The sequence below is a fragment of the Paenibacillus antarcticus genome (assembly GCF_001637225.1).
GTDB lineage: Bacteria > Bacillota > Bacilli > Paenibacillales > Paenibacillaceae > Paenibacillus_AQ > Paenibacillus_AQ antarcticus.
In genome coordinates this window covers 83,771-99,473 of the sequence record NZ_LVJI01000025.1, presented here as the reverse complement: position 1 = coordinate 99,473, position 15,703 = coordinate 83,771, and the positions used below count along the sequence as shown (strand labels likewise).

12 protein-coding genes are annotated in these 15,703 nt (G+C 42.3%); 1 reads left to right on the top strand and 11 read right to left on the bottom strand.

Going from position 1 to position 15,703, the window contains the following annotated elements; all coding sequences use genetic code 11:
- Nucleotides 1-116: 116 nt before the first annotated feature.
- The 10 genes from PBAT_RS17720 to PBAT_RS17675 all read right to left on the bottom strand — a co-directional run bounded on the left by PBAT_RS17720 (nt 117) and on the right by PBAT_RS17675 (nt 11,795).
- On the bottom strand, nt 117-1,103 hold the full coding sequence (locus PBAT_RS17720; RefSeq protein ID WP_068651393.1) for an SPFH domain-containing protein: 987 nt from the start codon (nt 1,101-1,103) through the stop codon (nt 117-119).
- 20 nt (nt 1,104-1,123) lie between these two features.
- Nucleotides 1,124-1,909 carry a TPM domain-containing protein gene (locus PBAT_RS17715; protein ID WP_084403179.1) on the bottom strand — a complete coding sequence of 262 codons (786 nt, stop codon included), beginning with the start codon at nt 1,907-1,909 and terminating at the stop codon, nt 1,124-1,126.
- Nucleotides 1,909-2,940, bottom strand: coding sequence for a TFIIB-type zinc ribbon-containing protein (locus tag PBAT_RS17710; protein ID WP_068651391.1), 1,032 nt, complete (start codon nt 2,938-2,940; stop codon nt 1,909-1,911). Before PBAT_RS17710 ends, PBAT_RS17715 begins: the two co-directional genes overlap by 1 nt.
- A gap of 27 nt (nt 2,941-2,967) precedes the next feature.
- Nucleotides 2,968-3,621: a PspA/IM30 family protein gene (locus tag PBAT_RS17705; protein ID WP_188017021.1), complete on the bottom strand. Its 654-nt coding sequence runs from the start codon at nt 3,619-3,621 to the stop codon at nt 2,968-2,970.
- A 425-nt stretch (nt 3,622-4,046) separates the two neighbouring features.
- A complete protein-coding gene (locus PBAT_RS17700) occupies nt 4,047-5,672 on the bottom strand; it encodes a glycoside hydrolase family 13 protein (RefSeq protein WP_068651386.1) in 1,626 nt (541 codons plus the stop codon).
- 303 nt (nt 5,673-5,975) lie between these two features.
- Nucleotides 5,976-7,139 carry a pyridoxal phosphate-dependent aminotransferase gene (locus PBAT_RS17695; RefSeq protein ID WP_068651385.1) on the bottom strand — a complete coding sequence of 388 codons (1,164 nt, stop codon included), beginning with the start codon at nt 7,137-7,139 and terminating at the stop codon, nt 5,976-5,978.
- A 3-nt stretch (nt 7,140-7,142) separates the two neighbouring features.
- Entirely contained in the window at nt 7,143-8,075 is a 933-nt protein-coding gene (locus PBAT_RS17690; protein WP_068651384.1) for a D-alanine--D-alanine ligase, read from the bottom strand.
- Nucleotides 8,076-8,088: 13 nt separating this feature from the next.
- Nucleotides 8,089-9,540, bottom strand: a complete 1,452-nt coding sequence (locus PBAT_RS17685; protein ID WP_068651383.1) for an aminotransferase-like domain-containing protein — start codon at nt 9,538-9,540, stop codon at nt 8,089-8,091.
- A gap of 510 nt (nt 9,541-10,050) precedes the next feature.
- Nucleotides 10,051-10,791, bottom strand: coding sequence for a type I methionyl aminopeptidase (gene map, locus PBAT_RS17680; RefSeq protein WP_068651381.1), 741 nt, complete (start codon nt 10,789-10,791; stop codon nt 10,051-10,053).
- Nucleotides 10,792-11,333: 542 nt separating this feature from the next.
- A complete protein-coding gene (locus tag PBAT_RS17675; RefSeq protein WP_246168669.1) occupies nt 11,334-11,795 on the bottom strand; it encodes a restriction endonuclease in 462 nt (153 codons plus the stop codon).
- Between the two features lie 459 nt (nt 11,796-12,254).
- Between PBAT_RS17675 and PBAT_RS17670 the strand changes: the two genes are divergently transcribed.
- On the top strand, nt 12,255-12,680 hold the full coding sequence (locus PBAT_RS17670; protein ID WP_068651377.1) for a hypothetical protein: 426 nt from the start codon (nt 12,255-12,257) through the stop codon (nt 12,678-12,680).
- Between the two features lie 271 nt (nt 12,681-12,951).
- On the opposite strand, the gene PBAT_RS17665 is transcribed toward PBAT_RS17670, so the two are convergent.
- On the bottom strand, nt 12,952-15,588 hold the full coding sequence (locus tag PBAT_RS17665; RefSeq protein ID WP_068651376.1) for an adenosylcobalamin-dependent ribonucleoside-diphosphate reductase: 2,637 nt from the start codon (nt 15,586-15,588) through the stop codon (nt 12,952-12,954).
- Nucleotides 15,589-15,703: the final 115 nt, after the last annotated feature.

The window sequence follows — 15,703 nt, the reverse complement described above, 5'->3', positions numbered from 1 at the left end:
CCCATAAAAAAATCCCCTCCATAATAGACAGATTAATCGGCTTGCTTTTTTCTGTCTACTATAAGGGGAGCATATCACTTGAGCGGGTTCTTTCTTACTTCATTACCTAATGGCTATTACAACTTCTGACCACAATTTGGACAGAAATTAGCCCCTTCAGTTTTCGAACCGCAATTCGGGCAGAAGTTGGGCTTCTTATGCTCTTCAGAAGAGGGAGAAGCAGGCCTAGGTTGCTGATTTTCAGAGGATGGCTTCTGGTTCTGATTCATATTCTTCATCATTTCATTAGCCATGTTCATACCCATCATCATACCCGCCATATCCGAAGCAGCACCTCCGCCTTGTACTTTGCCGGATGCAATACCATCTGTCATGCTAACCTGTTGATACTTTTGCAAGTTACCAATCATTTCGTGGGAAGCTGTTTTCGTAATCATATCTTGAATTTCTTTAGGATAATTAAAGCTCATCACTTGAAACCCTGTAATCGTCATCCCGTTGTCCATGACCTGCATATCTAAATCCTCGCGAATACCTTTGGCAATATCCGAGGCATTCGCTTGTAAATCAAACATGTCTTTTCCTTCTCTGCTAATCCATTTCATTAATAACTGGTCTAATACAGAAGTAATTCTTATTTTAATATCCTCAACAAGATAACTATTGCGCATACCCGCTATCTTATCGATCAGCGTAACGTAATCATTCACTTTGAAATTGAATGTACCGTTGGCTCGAATAGGCATACCGCCTGGAAGCTGTGGAGTCGGGATCAGAATCGGATTTTGCGTCCCCCATTTGACGGTGAATTCCTTCGTATTAACGAATAAGACTTCCACCCTCATCCCGCTGTTAAAGCCAAATTTAAATCCTTTTAACGTCGATAAGAACGGGATGATGTCTGAATCAATGTTGAATTCCCCTTCATCCTCAAATATCCCTTCGATCTTGCCGTTATTTACGAAAATAGCGTCTTGACCAGAGCGGATAATTAACTTACTTCCTTTTTTAACCTCGCGGTTGCTCCACTTCCAAAAAATCATATCATCTCTAAATTCTTCCCATTCCACAACATTAGCAAATTGATTTTTGAAGAACCCCATTGTTTAATCATCCCTTCTATTTAAAATGATCCTCTACTACCACTATGCGAATGGCCACCACCAGTGGTCCCACCGCCTCCGCCGCCTGAGCCGCCGCTATTATTCTTTTCGATCTTCCGTTTCGTTGTCGTTGTTCGCATGTACGTGTCCTGGCGTTCCAAGATTCCTGACGTACTGGCATCCTCGTAGGTCTGTCGATTTACCGTCACGCGACCACCTGAACGATAAGCCATCGTACCCACGATAATTCCCCCGATCCCCAGCGAAACAGCCAATTGAAACCACCCATTAAATAATATGTTGTCCGGATTTACACCTGGGCGAAACCCCATATATTTATACGCCGTTTGAATATACTTCTGAAATGCAAGTCTGTAATCACCATTCGCTAAATCCGGGGTAATCTTGTCGTTTATCTTATTGAGCCTACCTTCATCTAAGTACTCCTTACCTTTATAGAATCCAGCCAAATAGAAATCTCTATTTCTCATGTCCATGGTCAATATAACTGTATTACCATTAGGCTTATCATATCCAGGTGCCTTCTCATCATAGAAATCTTCCGTCATTTTCATAACATCTATATTATCGTCATTGGTAGAAGTTAAAATGATAATATCCGTTTCTCTCTTGGCACTATATTCATTAGCCATCACATTAAGCTCATTATACTCTTCCTTATTCAGTAGACCCGCTTCATCATATATTAGTGTTTTCAATTCTGCTGAAGCCAGGCTCATCTCCATGGGCACTGCTAGATATACTGCGATAAAGAACAAGATAGCCAAGATGTTTCTTTTCTTCATCACCATAATCCTCCCCCCATCATCAAAGCTATTAACTTCAGTGAAATGAAGGAAGCACCCGTGATACTTGCAAACCATGCCGACACTTTCGCCATACTAATTGGAGGCTTACCAACTACCTTACCCGTCTGGCCATTCATCGCAAACGTATGCTCCGACTTATTATAGTCATAATGAACAACCCATACCGGAAGCAGAACATAATCTGCATGTTGTAATCTTGTATCAATTTGCTTGTTGGTATAGCTCATGGTGGAATACCCACTCATCGCAGACTGAATAGAAGAATTAATGTATGCACTCACTTTTTCTTTTGCCCTTGGGTAAAGCTCCTCGTCATTATAACTGTATTTTTCCGCGATGTAGCCGGCGAGATATGCCGTTTTAAAACTTTTTAGCTGATCGTAAGGAAAAGGCTCTAATTTATCCATCAGTTCATCATTCATTTTCTCAGCAGCATCGATTGGTACCTGTACATAATTCAGGTCGATCTTCCGGTATACATCGAAATGCTGCGTTTCCGTATACTGATAATCACCTCTTCTGTAGGTTCTCACCTTCGTACCAAGACCATGAACTTCAATTTTATTATGTAATTCAAATAACCAGAAGGGCACATATAAGCCTGTTATTCCTTTGATTCGATCCGCTGTCATGAACCCATTAGGCGTCAGACGACCATTCCTGCACCATTTCTGAAAGGCATCCATCGCTTTTTCCTTACTAATAGAAAAGGGTATGACTTTCGCCGGAGCAAGTGTCCCTGTCAGTCGATCGCCAAGTACAACCGCTGCACCACAAAAGCTACACACCGTTGCACTCGTCTCGGATTCCGTCATAATGATTGCTCCACAGCTGTTGCAATGATACTCCACAACCTCATCTTCTGAAAAAACATTTTCTCTCAGAGGATCAGGAAATTGTTCTATATCGTCTTTCCTTCCGCAGCTATGACAAGATAGCATTCCTGTCTCACTATCAAAGACCATGCTACTCCCGCAATTTGGACATTTGTAATCAATAACCTGCATTTACTCACCTCTATCACCCAGAAAATGTTATTCCTTATTCTTTATTTGATCTTTCATTGCAGATAACTCATCTTCTGGATTCGTATTCGTACTCTTCTCTAATTGTGCGATCAGATCATCAAGATCATCCTTGGGTTCTGCCCTAAGCTCAGCTAGAGCCACAGCTTCATCATAGGCAAGATTAATCTTCTCTTCCATGGCATCGAGTACGGAGGCGCTGCTAGTATTTTTTTGCTGTGCTTTAGTTGCAGCTATTTTACCCTTAAGATGAAGTCGTCGTCCTTCCAAGTGACCCATATCTAACACAATTTTCTCCTGCATTTGCTTCATGCTCAAGGCATTAGCATAAGCAGTATCATATGCGACTTGTAATTGGTTCAGTTTCTCTACCTGAATTGCCTTTCTCTCGAGAAATTTTAGAGCATTCTCCTCATCGCCTGATTCTACGGCCTTCTCAGCATAATTAAGCAGCTTTCTAATCTCTGCACTGCATTCATCAAGCACTCTCTTCGCTCTTCTCTCATCTGAGAGCACCGAAGCTGTCTCTGCTTTGACCTTACCCATGTCGCTGTTTAACTGACGCATGTAATCATCAATCATCTTCTCAGGATCTTCTGCCTTATCCAGTAAAGCGTTCATATTGCTTGCCATAATATCTTTAAATCTTGATAAAATCCCCATCATAAGCCTCCTCGAAAAGAGTTACATTACATATATAATACATCAGTTTACGTCAAAAGTTTCATATCCTGAAAGAATACGGTATCCATCAAAGTTGTATTCTTATGTCCACAATTGATTATATTCCTATGACACAGTGCTTATAAGTGGCTTAGATAATTGGCTTCATTATATATCCCCCATGATGCTACTGCTCATGCTAATGCATCTTCAATATCCGTATACTTCGAGGCGACAGCTATTCAATGAACTTTCAGATGAACCATCCATGGACTAAGTCTTATCCAGTTATGTTGATTCCATTCTAGTCTGCCCCTTAGGTCATAATATAAAAAATAGCCTACAGCATTTGATACCTACTGTAGGCTAGCTTCATTAAATATTGATTCAACTCAAGCATTATTTATGATCGTTGATGCAATTTTTCAGACTTTCACAGCAAAAGCTTCATAGGGTTTTAAAGCGAGTTGATTAAAGTTAACCGATGATCTTTCATAGTTACTGATGATTACATCGTCACTTTGTCCAAGACTCGGTAGCTCTAGAGATACCTTCTCTTCCCCAAAGTTCGCAACAACCACCCAAGTTTGGCCTTCGTAACGTCTTAAATACATAAAGACTTGCTCAGGAACTTCCGTTACTAATTCAAAGTCACCCCATACGACAATTGGGTTCTCTTTTCTAAGCTGAATTAATTGTTGATAACAGAAAAAGATAGAATTCGGATTATCCAAATTCGCTGCCACATTAATTTCACTTGAATTCGGATTTACATGCAGCCAAGGGGTTCCGGTTGTAAAACCGGCATTTTCTGTATCGTCCCATTGCATAGGCGTTCGGGCATTATCGCGTCCTTTTACATTAATAGAAGCGAGAATATCTTCTTTACTATAGCCATTCGCCAAGCGTTCATGGTACATATTCACGCTTTCGATATCATTAATTTCACTAATATCGCTGACAGGGTAATTCGTCATCCCAATTTCTTCACCTTGATAGATGTATGGCGTGCCCTTCATTAAATGAAGCAAAATGGCAAACATTTTCGCACTCTCACTATGATAAGTGGAATCATTCCCCCAACGGGATACAATTCTTGGTAGATCATGATTGTTCCAGAAAAGACTATTCCATCCCTCGTTGCCTAATTCGGTTTGCCACTTACTTAAGATATTTTTCAATTCACTAACCTGTAAAGGTTTAAGATCCCATTTATCTTTACCTTCTTGTTGATCTAGAGAAACATGTTCAAATTGGAAGACCATAGACAACTCGTTGCGGTTGGGATCAGAATATAACTTGGCAATTTCCGGCGTTGCTCCCCAAGTCTCTCCTACGGTCAAAACATCATGTTTACCGAACGTTTCCCGATTCATATCTTGCAAATATTCATGCAATTTCGGACCATTTCCCGTGATTTCCTCATCTGGAATTTTACCAACCAAGTCAATAACGTCCAAACGGAACCCACCAACACCTTTATCCAACCAAAAGTTCATCATATCCCATACTTCTTGTCTAACGTTTTCGTTCTCCCAGTTTAGGTCAGGCTGTCTTTTACTAAACAGATGCAGGAAATATTGACCGCTTGCTTCGTCATATTGCCAAGCAGAACCACTGAAAATTGACCCAAGTGAGTTAGGAACTCCACCATTTACCGGATCTCTCCAGATATAATAGTCTCGATATGGGTTATCTTTGCTTTTACTGGACTCGATAAACCACTTATGCTCATCCGATGTATGATTAACAACGATATCCATGATTATCTTGATGTTTCGCTCTTTAGCCTGCTTAATCAGTTCATCCATGTCATCCATCGTGCCAAACTCCGTCATAATCGCTTGATAATCGCTAATATCATACCCATTGTCATCATTAGGTGATTGATAAACCGGACTTAGCCAAATCGCCGTAATCCCCAAATGTTCCAAGTAACCCAATCGCTCAATAATACCTTTCAAATCACCAACGCCATCGCCATCACTATCTTGGAAACTGCGCGGATAGACCTGATAAATCACCGCTGTTTGCCACCATTTCGTCTTCATTAAATCCACTCCTCTTAATTTTATTTAGAAACGTAAACGTTTACGTAAATAACCAAAAAAAACGATCAGATACCTTGTTATTGTATTTTCAATCCTATTCTGCTTACTTCTTTTTAAGAATAAACCACTATTTAGAGTTTAACAAAAGTATAAATATCACATTCTATTTTGTCAACGATTCCCTTGACCCATCTATAACAAGAAGTACAGAGGAATATATATATTTAACAAAAAAGTCCCATCAACTAGACTGGGGAAGAAGATTTAAATTTATACTATACTGTGCCAGAATATGTGAATGTACTATTTTCTCACCTTCATGAAGCTCTCCATCCGCTCCAACGCCTGTGATAATTTCTGCGTGGATACCGAGTAGGCGCAGCGGATATGCCCCTCTCCACCTACACCAAACACATGGCCGGGTACGACAGCAACACCTGATTCTTTCAATAACTGCAAGGCAAACGTCTCGGAGTCGAGCCCCGTGTGAACGATACTCGGAAATACATAGAATGCACCTTCCGGTACATGGCAAGGCATCCCGATTGAACGAAACCCGTTCACCAGCATCTCACGGCGTTGCCGATACACTTCTATCATCTCATTCATAGCCTCAAGGCCATGCCGTAGGGATTCTATCGCAGCAATCTGTCCCAGCACCGGAGCACACATGGCAGTATATTGATGGATCTTTAGCATCGCCCCTAGCAGCTCGCGGTGACCGCAGACATAGCCGATTCTCCAGCCGGTCATTGCGAACGCTTTGGAAAACCCGCTAAGTACAATCGTCCTCTCCTGCATCCCTGGTAATGAGGCAATGCTGACATGCTTCTGGTCATAGGTCAGCTCGGCATAGACTTCATCAGAGATGACTAACAGATTGTACTCCTTAACGATGTCGGCAATCGGTTGCCAGTCCTCTACAGTCATGATCGCTCCTGTCGGGTTGTTAGGATAATTCAGCATCAGCAGCTTAGACCGCGGGGTAATCACTCTTCGTAAAGCCTCTGCCGTCAGCTTGAAACCATCCTCCGCTTTCGCTTCCACCTCCACTACGGTACCGCCGTTCAGATAGCCGATCGGCGAGTAAGCGATATAACTAGGAGATGGAAGAAGAATTTCATCTCCTGGACCGGTGAACGCCCGCAGCGCCAGGTCTAGCGCTTCGCTACTACCTACTGTGACGAGCACCTCACTTGCAGGATCGTAGTGCAGATTGAAATTTTTACGTAAATAATCAGCAATTTCTTCTCTTAGTTCAGGCAAACCCGCATTCGGCGTATAACTCGTTGCTCCCTTTCTCAGCGCCTGCACGCATGCTTCCCTGATGTGTTCCGGGGTGACAAAATCCGGCTCACCTACGCCGAGCGAGATGATATCCTGACTTCCAGCACTGAGGTCAAAGAAAGCACGTATCCCAGAAGGTGGGATGTCCCGTACGCGTGGTGCAATCCAATTATTCAACATGAACTAGCACCCCCTTGTTATGTTCTTGCTACGTTCCGTCAGAGAGCAGCTGATAATGAGGTCCAGTAACGCGCTGTACGATAGTCCGGCTGCTGCGGCGCTTTTGGGAAGAAGACTCGTTGCAGTCATCCCAGGCAGCGTATTGACCTCCAGTACATAAGGAACACCATCCAACAATAGGATATCTACACGGGCATACACACTGCACTTCAACGCTTTGTAACAGGTCATTGCCGCCTTACGAACCAACTGGTCTAGCTCCGACGGCAGGGCCATCACCACCTCATCTGCCCCGCATTCCTCATATTTGGCACTGTAATCGAACCATTCCGAAGATGCAGAAGTGATCCCTAACACGGGCAGGAGTTCCCCATCTAGAATGGAGCAGGTGATTTCCTCGCCCACGATATACCGTTCAATCAGGATCGACTGTTCAGGGTCACTGGAAAAAGCCTTCAGCACCGCGCTATATAACCCCATCTCATCGTTCACCTTTTCCATCCCAATGCTGGAACCGCCTGAATTCGGCTTCACCATCACTGGATACCCTAGCCGTTCAACGGCTTCTGAAGAATAATCTTCCAGACTGTCCCAACATAGCCAGTCGGGCGTGTTGACCCCTTCATAACGGAGGATTTTTTTGGACAAATCCTTATTCATGCACAGGCTGCTCGCTAGCACGCCGCTTCCTGTATAGGGTATGCCCAATGTCTCGAGCGTCCCCTGTATCGTCCCGTCCTCGCCATAAGCCCCATGAAGAGCTAAGAGAGCAACGTCAAGTCCCTTCACCTTCTCCACAAGCTCCTCTGGCTTACTGAATACAACTGGAATCACCTCATATTGATTACGGTCCAGATGATTCATCATCTCCCTGCCCGTGTTCAGCGACACCTCAATTTCGGAGGAAACGCCTCCCATAATTACGCCAACCTTCATCATCAGCACTCCTTCATCCCATTAATTTGTGCGCTGTTTCACCTATAATCTCGATCCCCTTGCGGATATCCCCATCCGCTACTCTGGAGAATCCTAGCCGCATCGTATGCTGCCCGCCGCCATCGGTATAGAACATCTCTCCTGCCGTAAAAATAACGCCTTGATTACGACACACCGCAAGCAATTCTCTCGTGTTAAAGCCCTCAGCAAATGCTACGAACAAATGCAGTCCGCCGTCGCCCGTCAATGTTTGGTAAGGAATATGCTGCTTGCAGCATGCCAAGGTCAACTCATACTTCCGTTTATATTCCGCTCTCGCCTTTTTCAAATATTTCTCCAGATTGCCATTGTACAAATATTGATAGAGAATCGATTGATCCAAGGTTGAAGTATGAATCGTCTGCGCCCGCTTGATACTCTCCAGGTAATAAATCAGTTCCCGATCAGCCAGCACCCATCCTACCCGAAGGCCAGGGAATAAGACTTTGGAGAAGCTTCCGAGATAAATCACACTATTGCCTGCACCGGCCGTTGCAATCAGCGGCGATACATGCGACCCCGAATAACGTAGCTCTTCATTAAAACCATCCTCGATGAGCGGAATATCGTATCCCGCCATCAACTTCATCAGGCCCTGTCTTTTCTCAGGGGACATAACAATCCCCGTCGGATTATGGTACGAAGGCACGAAGTAGGCACAATCGTACTCTCCCTCATCCAACGCTTTCTCCAGCTCTCCCAAGTGAATGCCATCTCGCTCCATGGGAATACCCTTGATCCCGAATCCATGCAGCTTGAGATTCTTGATCGCCGTATGATGTGTAGGATTCTCGGTCAGGACATGGCCACTCTTGCGGTTCAGAGCGGATAGTACGATATTAAATCCCTCCGTAAACCCATTGGTGATCAGGATATCCTTCCCCTTCATATCCACGCCCTTGTGCTCCATATATTGGTGCAAATAATCAATCAACGGCTTGTAGCCCTTGGCATAGCCATAGTTCAGCAGGACATTTCCTGCCACTGCCATACGGTCCATGAAGGCCCGCTTTACATTGTCAAGATCGAACAATCCCTCGTCAGGCGCAATACTGGTAAAAGAAATCGTCCCCTTCTCCGCACGGATACCGTGCTTCATAATATCCAGCTCTTCGGCAAGCATTGCGTGGCCGTTCAAATGTGATTTCCAATCCATGATTCGAGACGAGATCTTAACCGTACCGGGTGCAGAAGGGGCCACGTAGTTCCCTTGCCCTTTGACGGCATAGACAAACCCGTCGTCCTCCAGTCCCTCATAAGCAGCGATTACCGAGTTACGACTAACCTGCAACAGTACACCCATTTCGCGTGTGGACGGGAGCTTCTGGTCGCCTTGTAGCGCCCCTTTTATAATTAAGTGCTTCATATAGTCTTTGACTTGTATATATACCGGTCGTCCTGCAATGAGCTTGAAATCCTTAAACATTCATCATCGCCCCCATAGCTATCATGGCATAGTCAGCAGCGTAAAAAAAGAACCACGATCCCAGATTTTTCATCCAGTCGTGGTTCTTAGGGGCTTATCCTCTTATATTGTTCGTGTTATCTAGAGCCAATTCGGGATTAGTGATCTATCATCATCGCAGGGAAGTGGTTTACGACGTCAGATAACCGATCAGAGCCGAGACCGCTGACCGTTAGCTTAATACTCTAAGGGGTCACTTCATTATTATGCGGTTAATTCTGGACTATCGTTTTTATTTAATCGGGTAGCATCAGGAAAATGCGTATTTACAACGATAAGGGTATTTCTATACATAAAAATCCCGACTTATCTATGAAATAAAGAGATCAGTCGGGATTTATTTAGAAAGGAAAAAAAGTACATTCCTTAATTATAGTCGGAAAGACTGTTAATGAATGCTATTTGTACAAGTTGTTATAAACGTTATGAAAACACCTTTTAATTAAGATGCTTTCATAATTATTATTGCTCTTACAATGTAGTAATAATCGGTCCAGCCTTCGTAAGAATAATTGTATGTTCGTATTGAGCTACAAAGCTTTTTTCTGTAACATAGGTCCAACCGTCTTCTTTTTGGGATACTTCTTCTTCAAAGGTCGAGATAAATGGTTCGAATGCGATAACCATCCCCTCCTTCAATAATTCATCATCCGATGTATCATTATAATTATAAATGTGGTCAGGTGCTTCGTGTATTGTACGTCCAATACCATGCCCTGTAAGGTTTTTGATAACCGTTAATCCATTCTCTCTCGCTGTTTGGAATACTACTTTTCCGATTCCACTTTTTTTTGAACCAGGTTTTGCTTTCTTAAGCCCTGCTTCAAATGCCTTTTTAGCAACGTCGCATATTTTCGTTAATACTTCTTCGCCTTCGCCTACTACAAACGAGATTCCTGTATCTGCGAAATACCCATTTTTGGAACCAGAAACATCTATATTTACTAAATCCCCTTCATGAATAATCCGATGACCTGGAATACCATGTGCCACTTCTTCATTAACACTAATGCAAGTATAGCCAGGGAAATCATATTCACCTTTTGGGGCTGAAACTGCATCTGCTTTTTCTAACAACTCCCTGGCTATATCATCAAGTTCTTTCGTTGTTATGCCAGGAATTGTTCTTTGTACCAATTCATCTCTAATGGAGGCAACAATTTTGCCAATTTCCTTCAAACCATTAAAATCTTCTTCTGTTTTTGCAATCATCGTATATCCTCACCTTTTTAAGTATCTTATGATTAGTATTCCATTTAGATTCTAACATAAACGGAACGGCTTTTTCTTCAACTAAACTGCCCGTTTCTTTAAGTACATTCTTCACAATCTCTTCTCTATATTATCATAATTGATATTTGTTGCAGCCGCATAAGTAGGTACAGAAGTAATTTCTAGTAAAAAAAAAGAAAAATCCCTGAAAATATTCGTTTCTTTTTTTACGACACTTTTTTCAAAAATGTTATTATGGACTATTTAATATTTAGAATTACATAATTATAACTATCCTGCCCGTTCCTCTTACATCTCCATTGCTTGATTTGTAGATCTGATATGCTTTATCTCACTTTGGATCACTATTACATCCCATTATTTATATTTACCCCCAGCTATTCATGTAAGTAAACTTTTCCTGACCTAATTAAAAAAGCGCGCCCCATTGGGCGCTCATGCATCTTAGTAATATTTTTTATATGTATAATGTAACATTAAAATGATACGTCTTACTGCGCTATTTAAGTAATTGAATATACCTATACACTAGTCTCTGCGTTTACTGTCTTTTTAGAAGCTAATACTTTTTCTTTCATTTGTAGTAGCATTTCAATGAGTTCGTCACGACTGATAAGACGTACGTTATTTGATTTGGCTAGTTTATATGCTTGCTCAGTATAATCTCTATTCGTTACTACCCATGCAGCAGAAGCTCTATAGTGAGCAACAGCACCACGAACCTCTTGTACCGCTTTAAGACCTACATTCTTGCTATAGCGCTTGGCCTGTACAACAATCCGTTTGCCGTCTTTTGATAAGACTAGATCAGCTCCATAATCACCAGTTGCTTGTGTCACTTCTGCCTTATATCCTTGAGAACGGAATAGATGCCCAAGATATTGTTCAAACTGAACACCTTCCATCTTGTCAATTTCAGCTATGCCCGAACTTTTCAAGCGTGCCTCATGCTTCAATTTACGAGCGATTAAAGCGGCAATCACAACTGCAACTACAAGAATGGTGACAATGATAGATGCTTGCAGAGATTTCGTTAAAGTATAGGTTCCCCCAAAGATCCTAGTAACGCAAGTCCCATAACCCCGTTTATTAACTCCTCTTCCAGTTTAGCCTTACTTTTTCTTCGTGCCATAAGATCCCTCCGTGAGATAGATACTAATTATTTCGACAAAAGGAGAGATATTCCTCTTATTTTGTAGAACTTTGTACCCATTATCCTATTTATTTAATTAATAATTACACCCAAAAATATATTTCCTCCATAAGAAATATTACCATATCAGGACAAGCAGCGTATGGGCTGGGAAACTGAATAAATACAAATCTTTCTAAATATTTCACCTCTCTCATTCCATAAATTAAAAACAGTTTTTGGGTCTATAGAACTATTATATTTAAAATGCTACAATTGGTAAAAATTAGACTGATAGAGAGGTACTACTATGAAATGGAAATTCATCAAGTTTAGTGTTTTGTTGATTTTGATTTTTGTTCTAAGTGGACAACCAATCTCAGCTGCTGGAAAGACGCAAAAAGTTAAAGTAACCTTCGTAAGTGCCACATTGGTCCAAAATAACAGCGTAGGAAATGAATGGTGGTGGGGAGGGTTTGTTAACGGAAAGGAATTATCAGATGGTTCAAGCGTAACAATTAAAGCAGACTCTAATGGATCTATTAAGTTGCGTGCAGAAGCTCAGGAGCAAGATAAGTATCCTGATGATGGAGCTACGAATGCAACTGTTAAGTTATCATCTTTTAAATCATCCATCAATAAGAAAATGACTGTAACTGTCGTTGAAAATCGTGGACGTTACTCTGGCAATACAGCGAAATGGGAGTTTGTTTTTAAATTAGAAAAAATTAAGTAATTTTAAAATGAGTAGAAACCAGCCAAACACGATAAACTGTTTGACTGGTTTCTATTCATTTCCCCCACTTCTTGTGTGAAGTTTTATCTTTAGCCTTTCATCCTAAGGCGTACCTTCAGATATTAAGCAGTCTGATTATATCGGTAGTAAACTATCCTTCTTACATAACATTATCTTGTCGTTATGTGATCTACATTTCGCAACTTTTGTAGATTTATTTGCAACTTTCGCGATCCATCACACTTAGATAGCATACAGTTATTCCCCGAACCTACGAACACTTACTATATCCACAATGACTACACGTTTTACATCCCTCGATGTTAATCAACGATGCTGTTCCACACCCAGGACACAGGTCACGAGACGTTTCTTTAGAGGCATGGTTGTATCCGCTAGCGCCATCCCCAATACCTTGACCCACAACAGCTTCTTCCTCACGTGTTGCAACAACTGGCGCTGGGTCATAGTCTCTACCAAATCCACTTTGCACATGCGATTCGAGTGCTTTCGCTACTGCATCTGCAATGGATTCCACTCGATTTACGCCGAAGCCAATCGCACCTGAGCCGCCGATACCCTTGAGATGCTTAATTAAGAGCTCAACCTTATGACCATGATCTCCATAACGAAGGAACAGAGAACATACGCGGCCCAACGCTTCTGCCATAGCAAATACATCGGAACCCGCCTTCCCTACATTTAAGAAGATTTCGCTAGGTATCCCATCAAGATCGTTAATCGTAATATACGCCATTCCGAATGGGGTATTGATCTTGTATGTTGCCCCGCGTAGAACTTGCGGACGGCTCTTGTACTGCTTGTCTACGACTTTACTTCCTTGTGGTTCAGCAACAGTAAGGTTACCACTTAGTGATTCAAGCGCTGCTTCTTCACCTGCAAAATGATCCGCGACTTGTTGCTCTGCTTCCTCTTCGAGAGCTGCAACATCTGCCCTTTCTGCCTTGTCTTCCTTGTTACTTGTATTCAACACTTGTACATCACGACTACCATCGCGGTAGATCGTCACGCCTTTACACCCAAGATCGAATGCCATTTCATATAGCTCTGCTGTTTCTTCTACAGTAAAATCTGAAGGACAATTGGCTGTCTTCGAAATGGAACTATCTACCCAACGTTGAATTGCCGCTTGTACACGGATATGGTCTTTCGCTGACAGATCCATCGCAGTCACGAAGTAATCTGGCAATGCCTGACCAGGATGTGCTTCAAGCCATTCCTGAGCAATAGGTACGAATTGCTCATCATATCCTAGGCGACTTTGACGGAAGTATTTGAATGCAAAGTATGGTTCTATACCTGTGGAAGTGCCGACCATTGTACCGGTACTACCTGTAGGTGCTTGAGTAATTACGGTAACATTACGCATTCCCTTTTCTCGAATAGCTTCTCCCACTTCTGGGAACACATCTGTCATGTTGCGCATAAATCCACTTTGTAAGTATTTCTCAGCATCAAATGCTGGGAAGGACCCTTTCTCACTAGCGATGTCTGAGGAAGCTAAATATGACTCACGTGCAATAAAAGCATATATTTTATCTAGAAATTCCAGTGACTCTGGACTACCATAACGGATATTCAACTTAATCATTAGCTCCGCAAGTCCCATCGTACCAAGACCTACACGACGCTCGTTCTTCTGGTTCTTCTCATTCTCTTCAAAGTGATAAGGCGTCTTACTAATGACATTATCCAAGAACCGTACCGAATAGTGAGTCGTTGTAGCTAGTTCATTCCAATTTACATCATGATTCTCTTCATCGTAGAACTTCGATAAATTAATCGCCGATAAATTACACACCCCCCAAGCGGGTAAGCCTTGTTCACCACAAGGATTCGTACAAATAATCGGATTGAAATACCAACTGTTAGACATATCATTGTAATGTTCCATGAAGACAATGCCAGGTTCAGCAGATTTCCAAGCTGCCTCAATAATCGTATTCCAAATTTCACGTGCTTTCACAGTACGATACGGAATCACAGCGTGTCCAGACAACTTCCATCTCTCTAAATCGCCATCCCACAACTCATCATACTCAGGATCGGTTGTGTCTGGAAATACCAATTCCCAATCCAAGTCTTCCTTAACAGCCTTCATGAACCCGTTACTTATGCACACCGAAAGATTGGCATTCGTTACTTGTCCCATCGTCTGCTTCACTGTAATGAAATCAAGCACATCGGGGTGCCAATCATTGATCATCAACATTAGCGCACCACGTCGGCTACCGCCTTGTTCGATTAGACCTGTTGTATAGCTGAATAGTCCACCCCATGATACCGCACCACTTGATGATCCATTAACTCCCTTAACGATCGCTCTATGCGGTCGAAGAGAAGATAAATTAATACCTACACCACCGCCACGCGCCATAATTTCCGTCATTTCGGTTAATGTCTTCATTATGCCACCACGGCTATCTTGTGGAGAAGGAATAACATAACAGTTAAATAAGGTCAACTCTTCACTCGCACCGGCACCAGCGGCGATCCGCCCCCCGGGAACAAGCTTCCAATCATCCAATAGATGACGGAATTTGGCTTGCCACTCCATTTGTAGTTCTGGTGTAGCCTCAACTGAGGACATCGCCTTCGCTAAGCGGTCCCACATCTCCTCAGGGGTTTTCTCAATATTTAATGTAAGTCGCTCAATATCAGATTCAACAAGCTCCCCACTACGTGTCTTAACCGTTACCATTCTACCCTCACGTTTAACTATATCCCCTACTTCTTTCGTAGGGAACTTAGGATCGTCCTTCGTTAGAACGAGGACTACATCGCCAACTTTGGCGTGATTACTATCTGCATCCTTCCAAGCATATCTATCCAGAAATATTTTTTCACTTAGGCCAACTAATCGACTTGTACGCTGCAATTCACTCAAAAAAACAACCTCCTAGTATAACTACTTCAAGACATTACAACCATAAACACCATACCCATAAACCCTATATATTGTGATTAACAAAGTATACTACACTACATATTGTAATTCCATG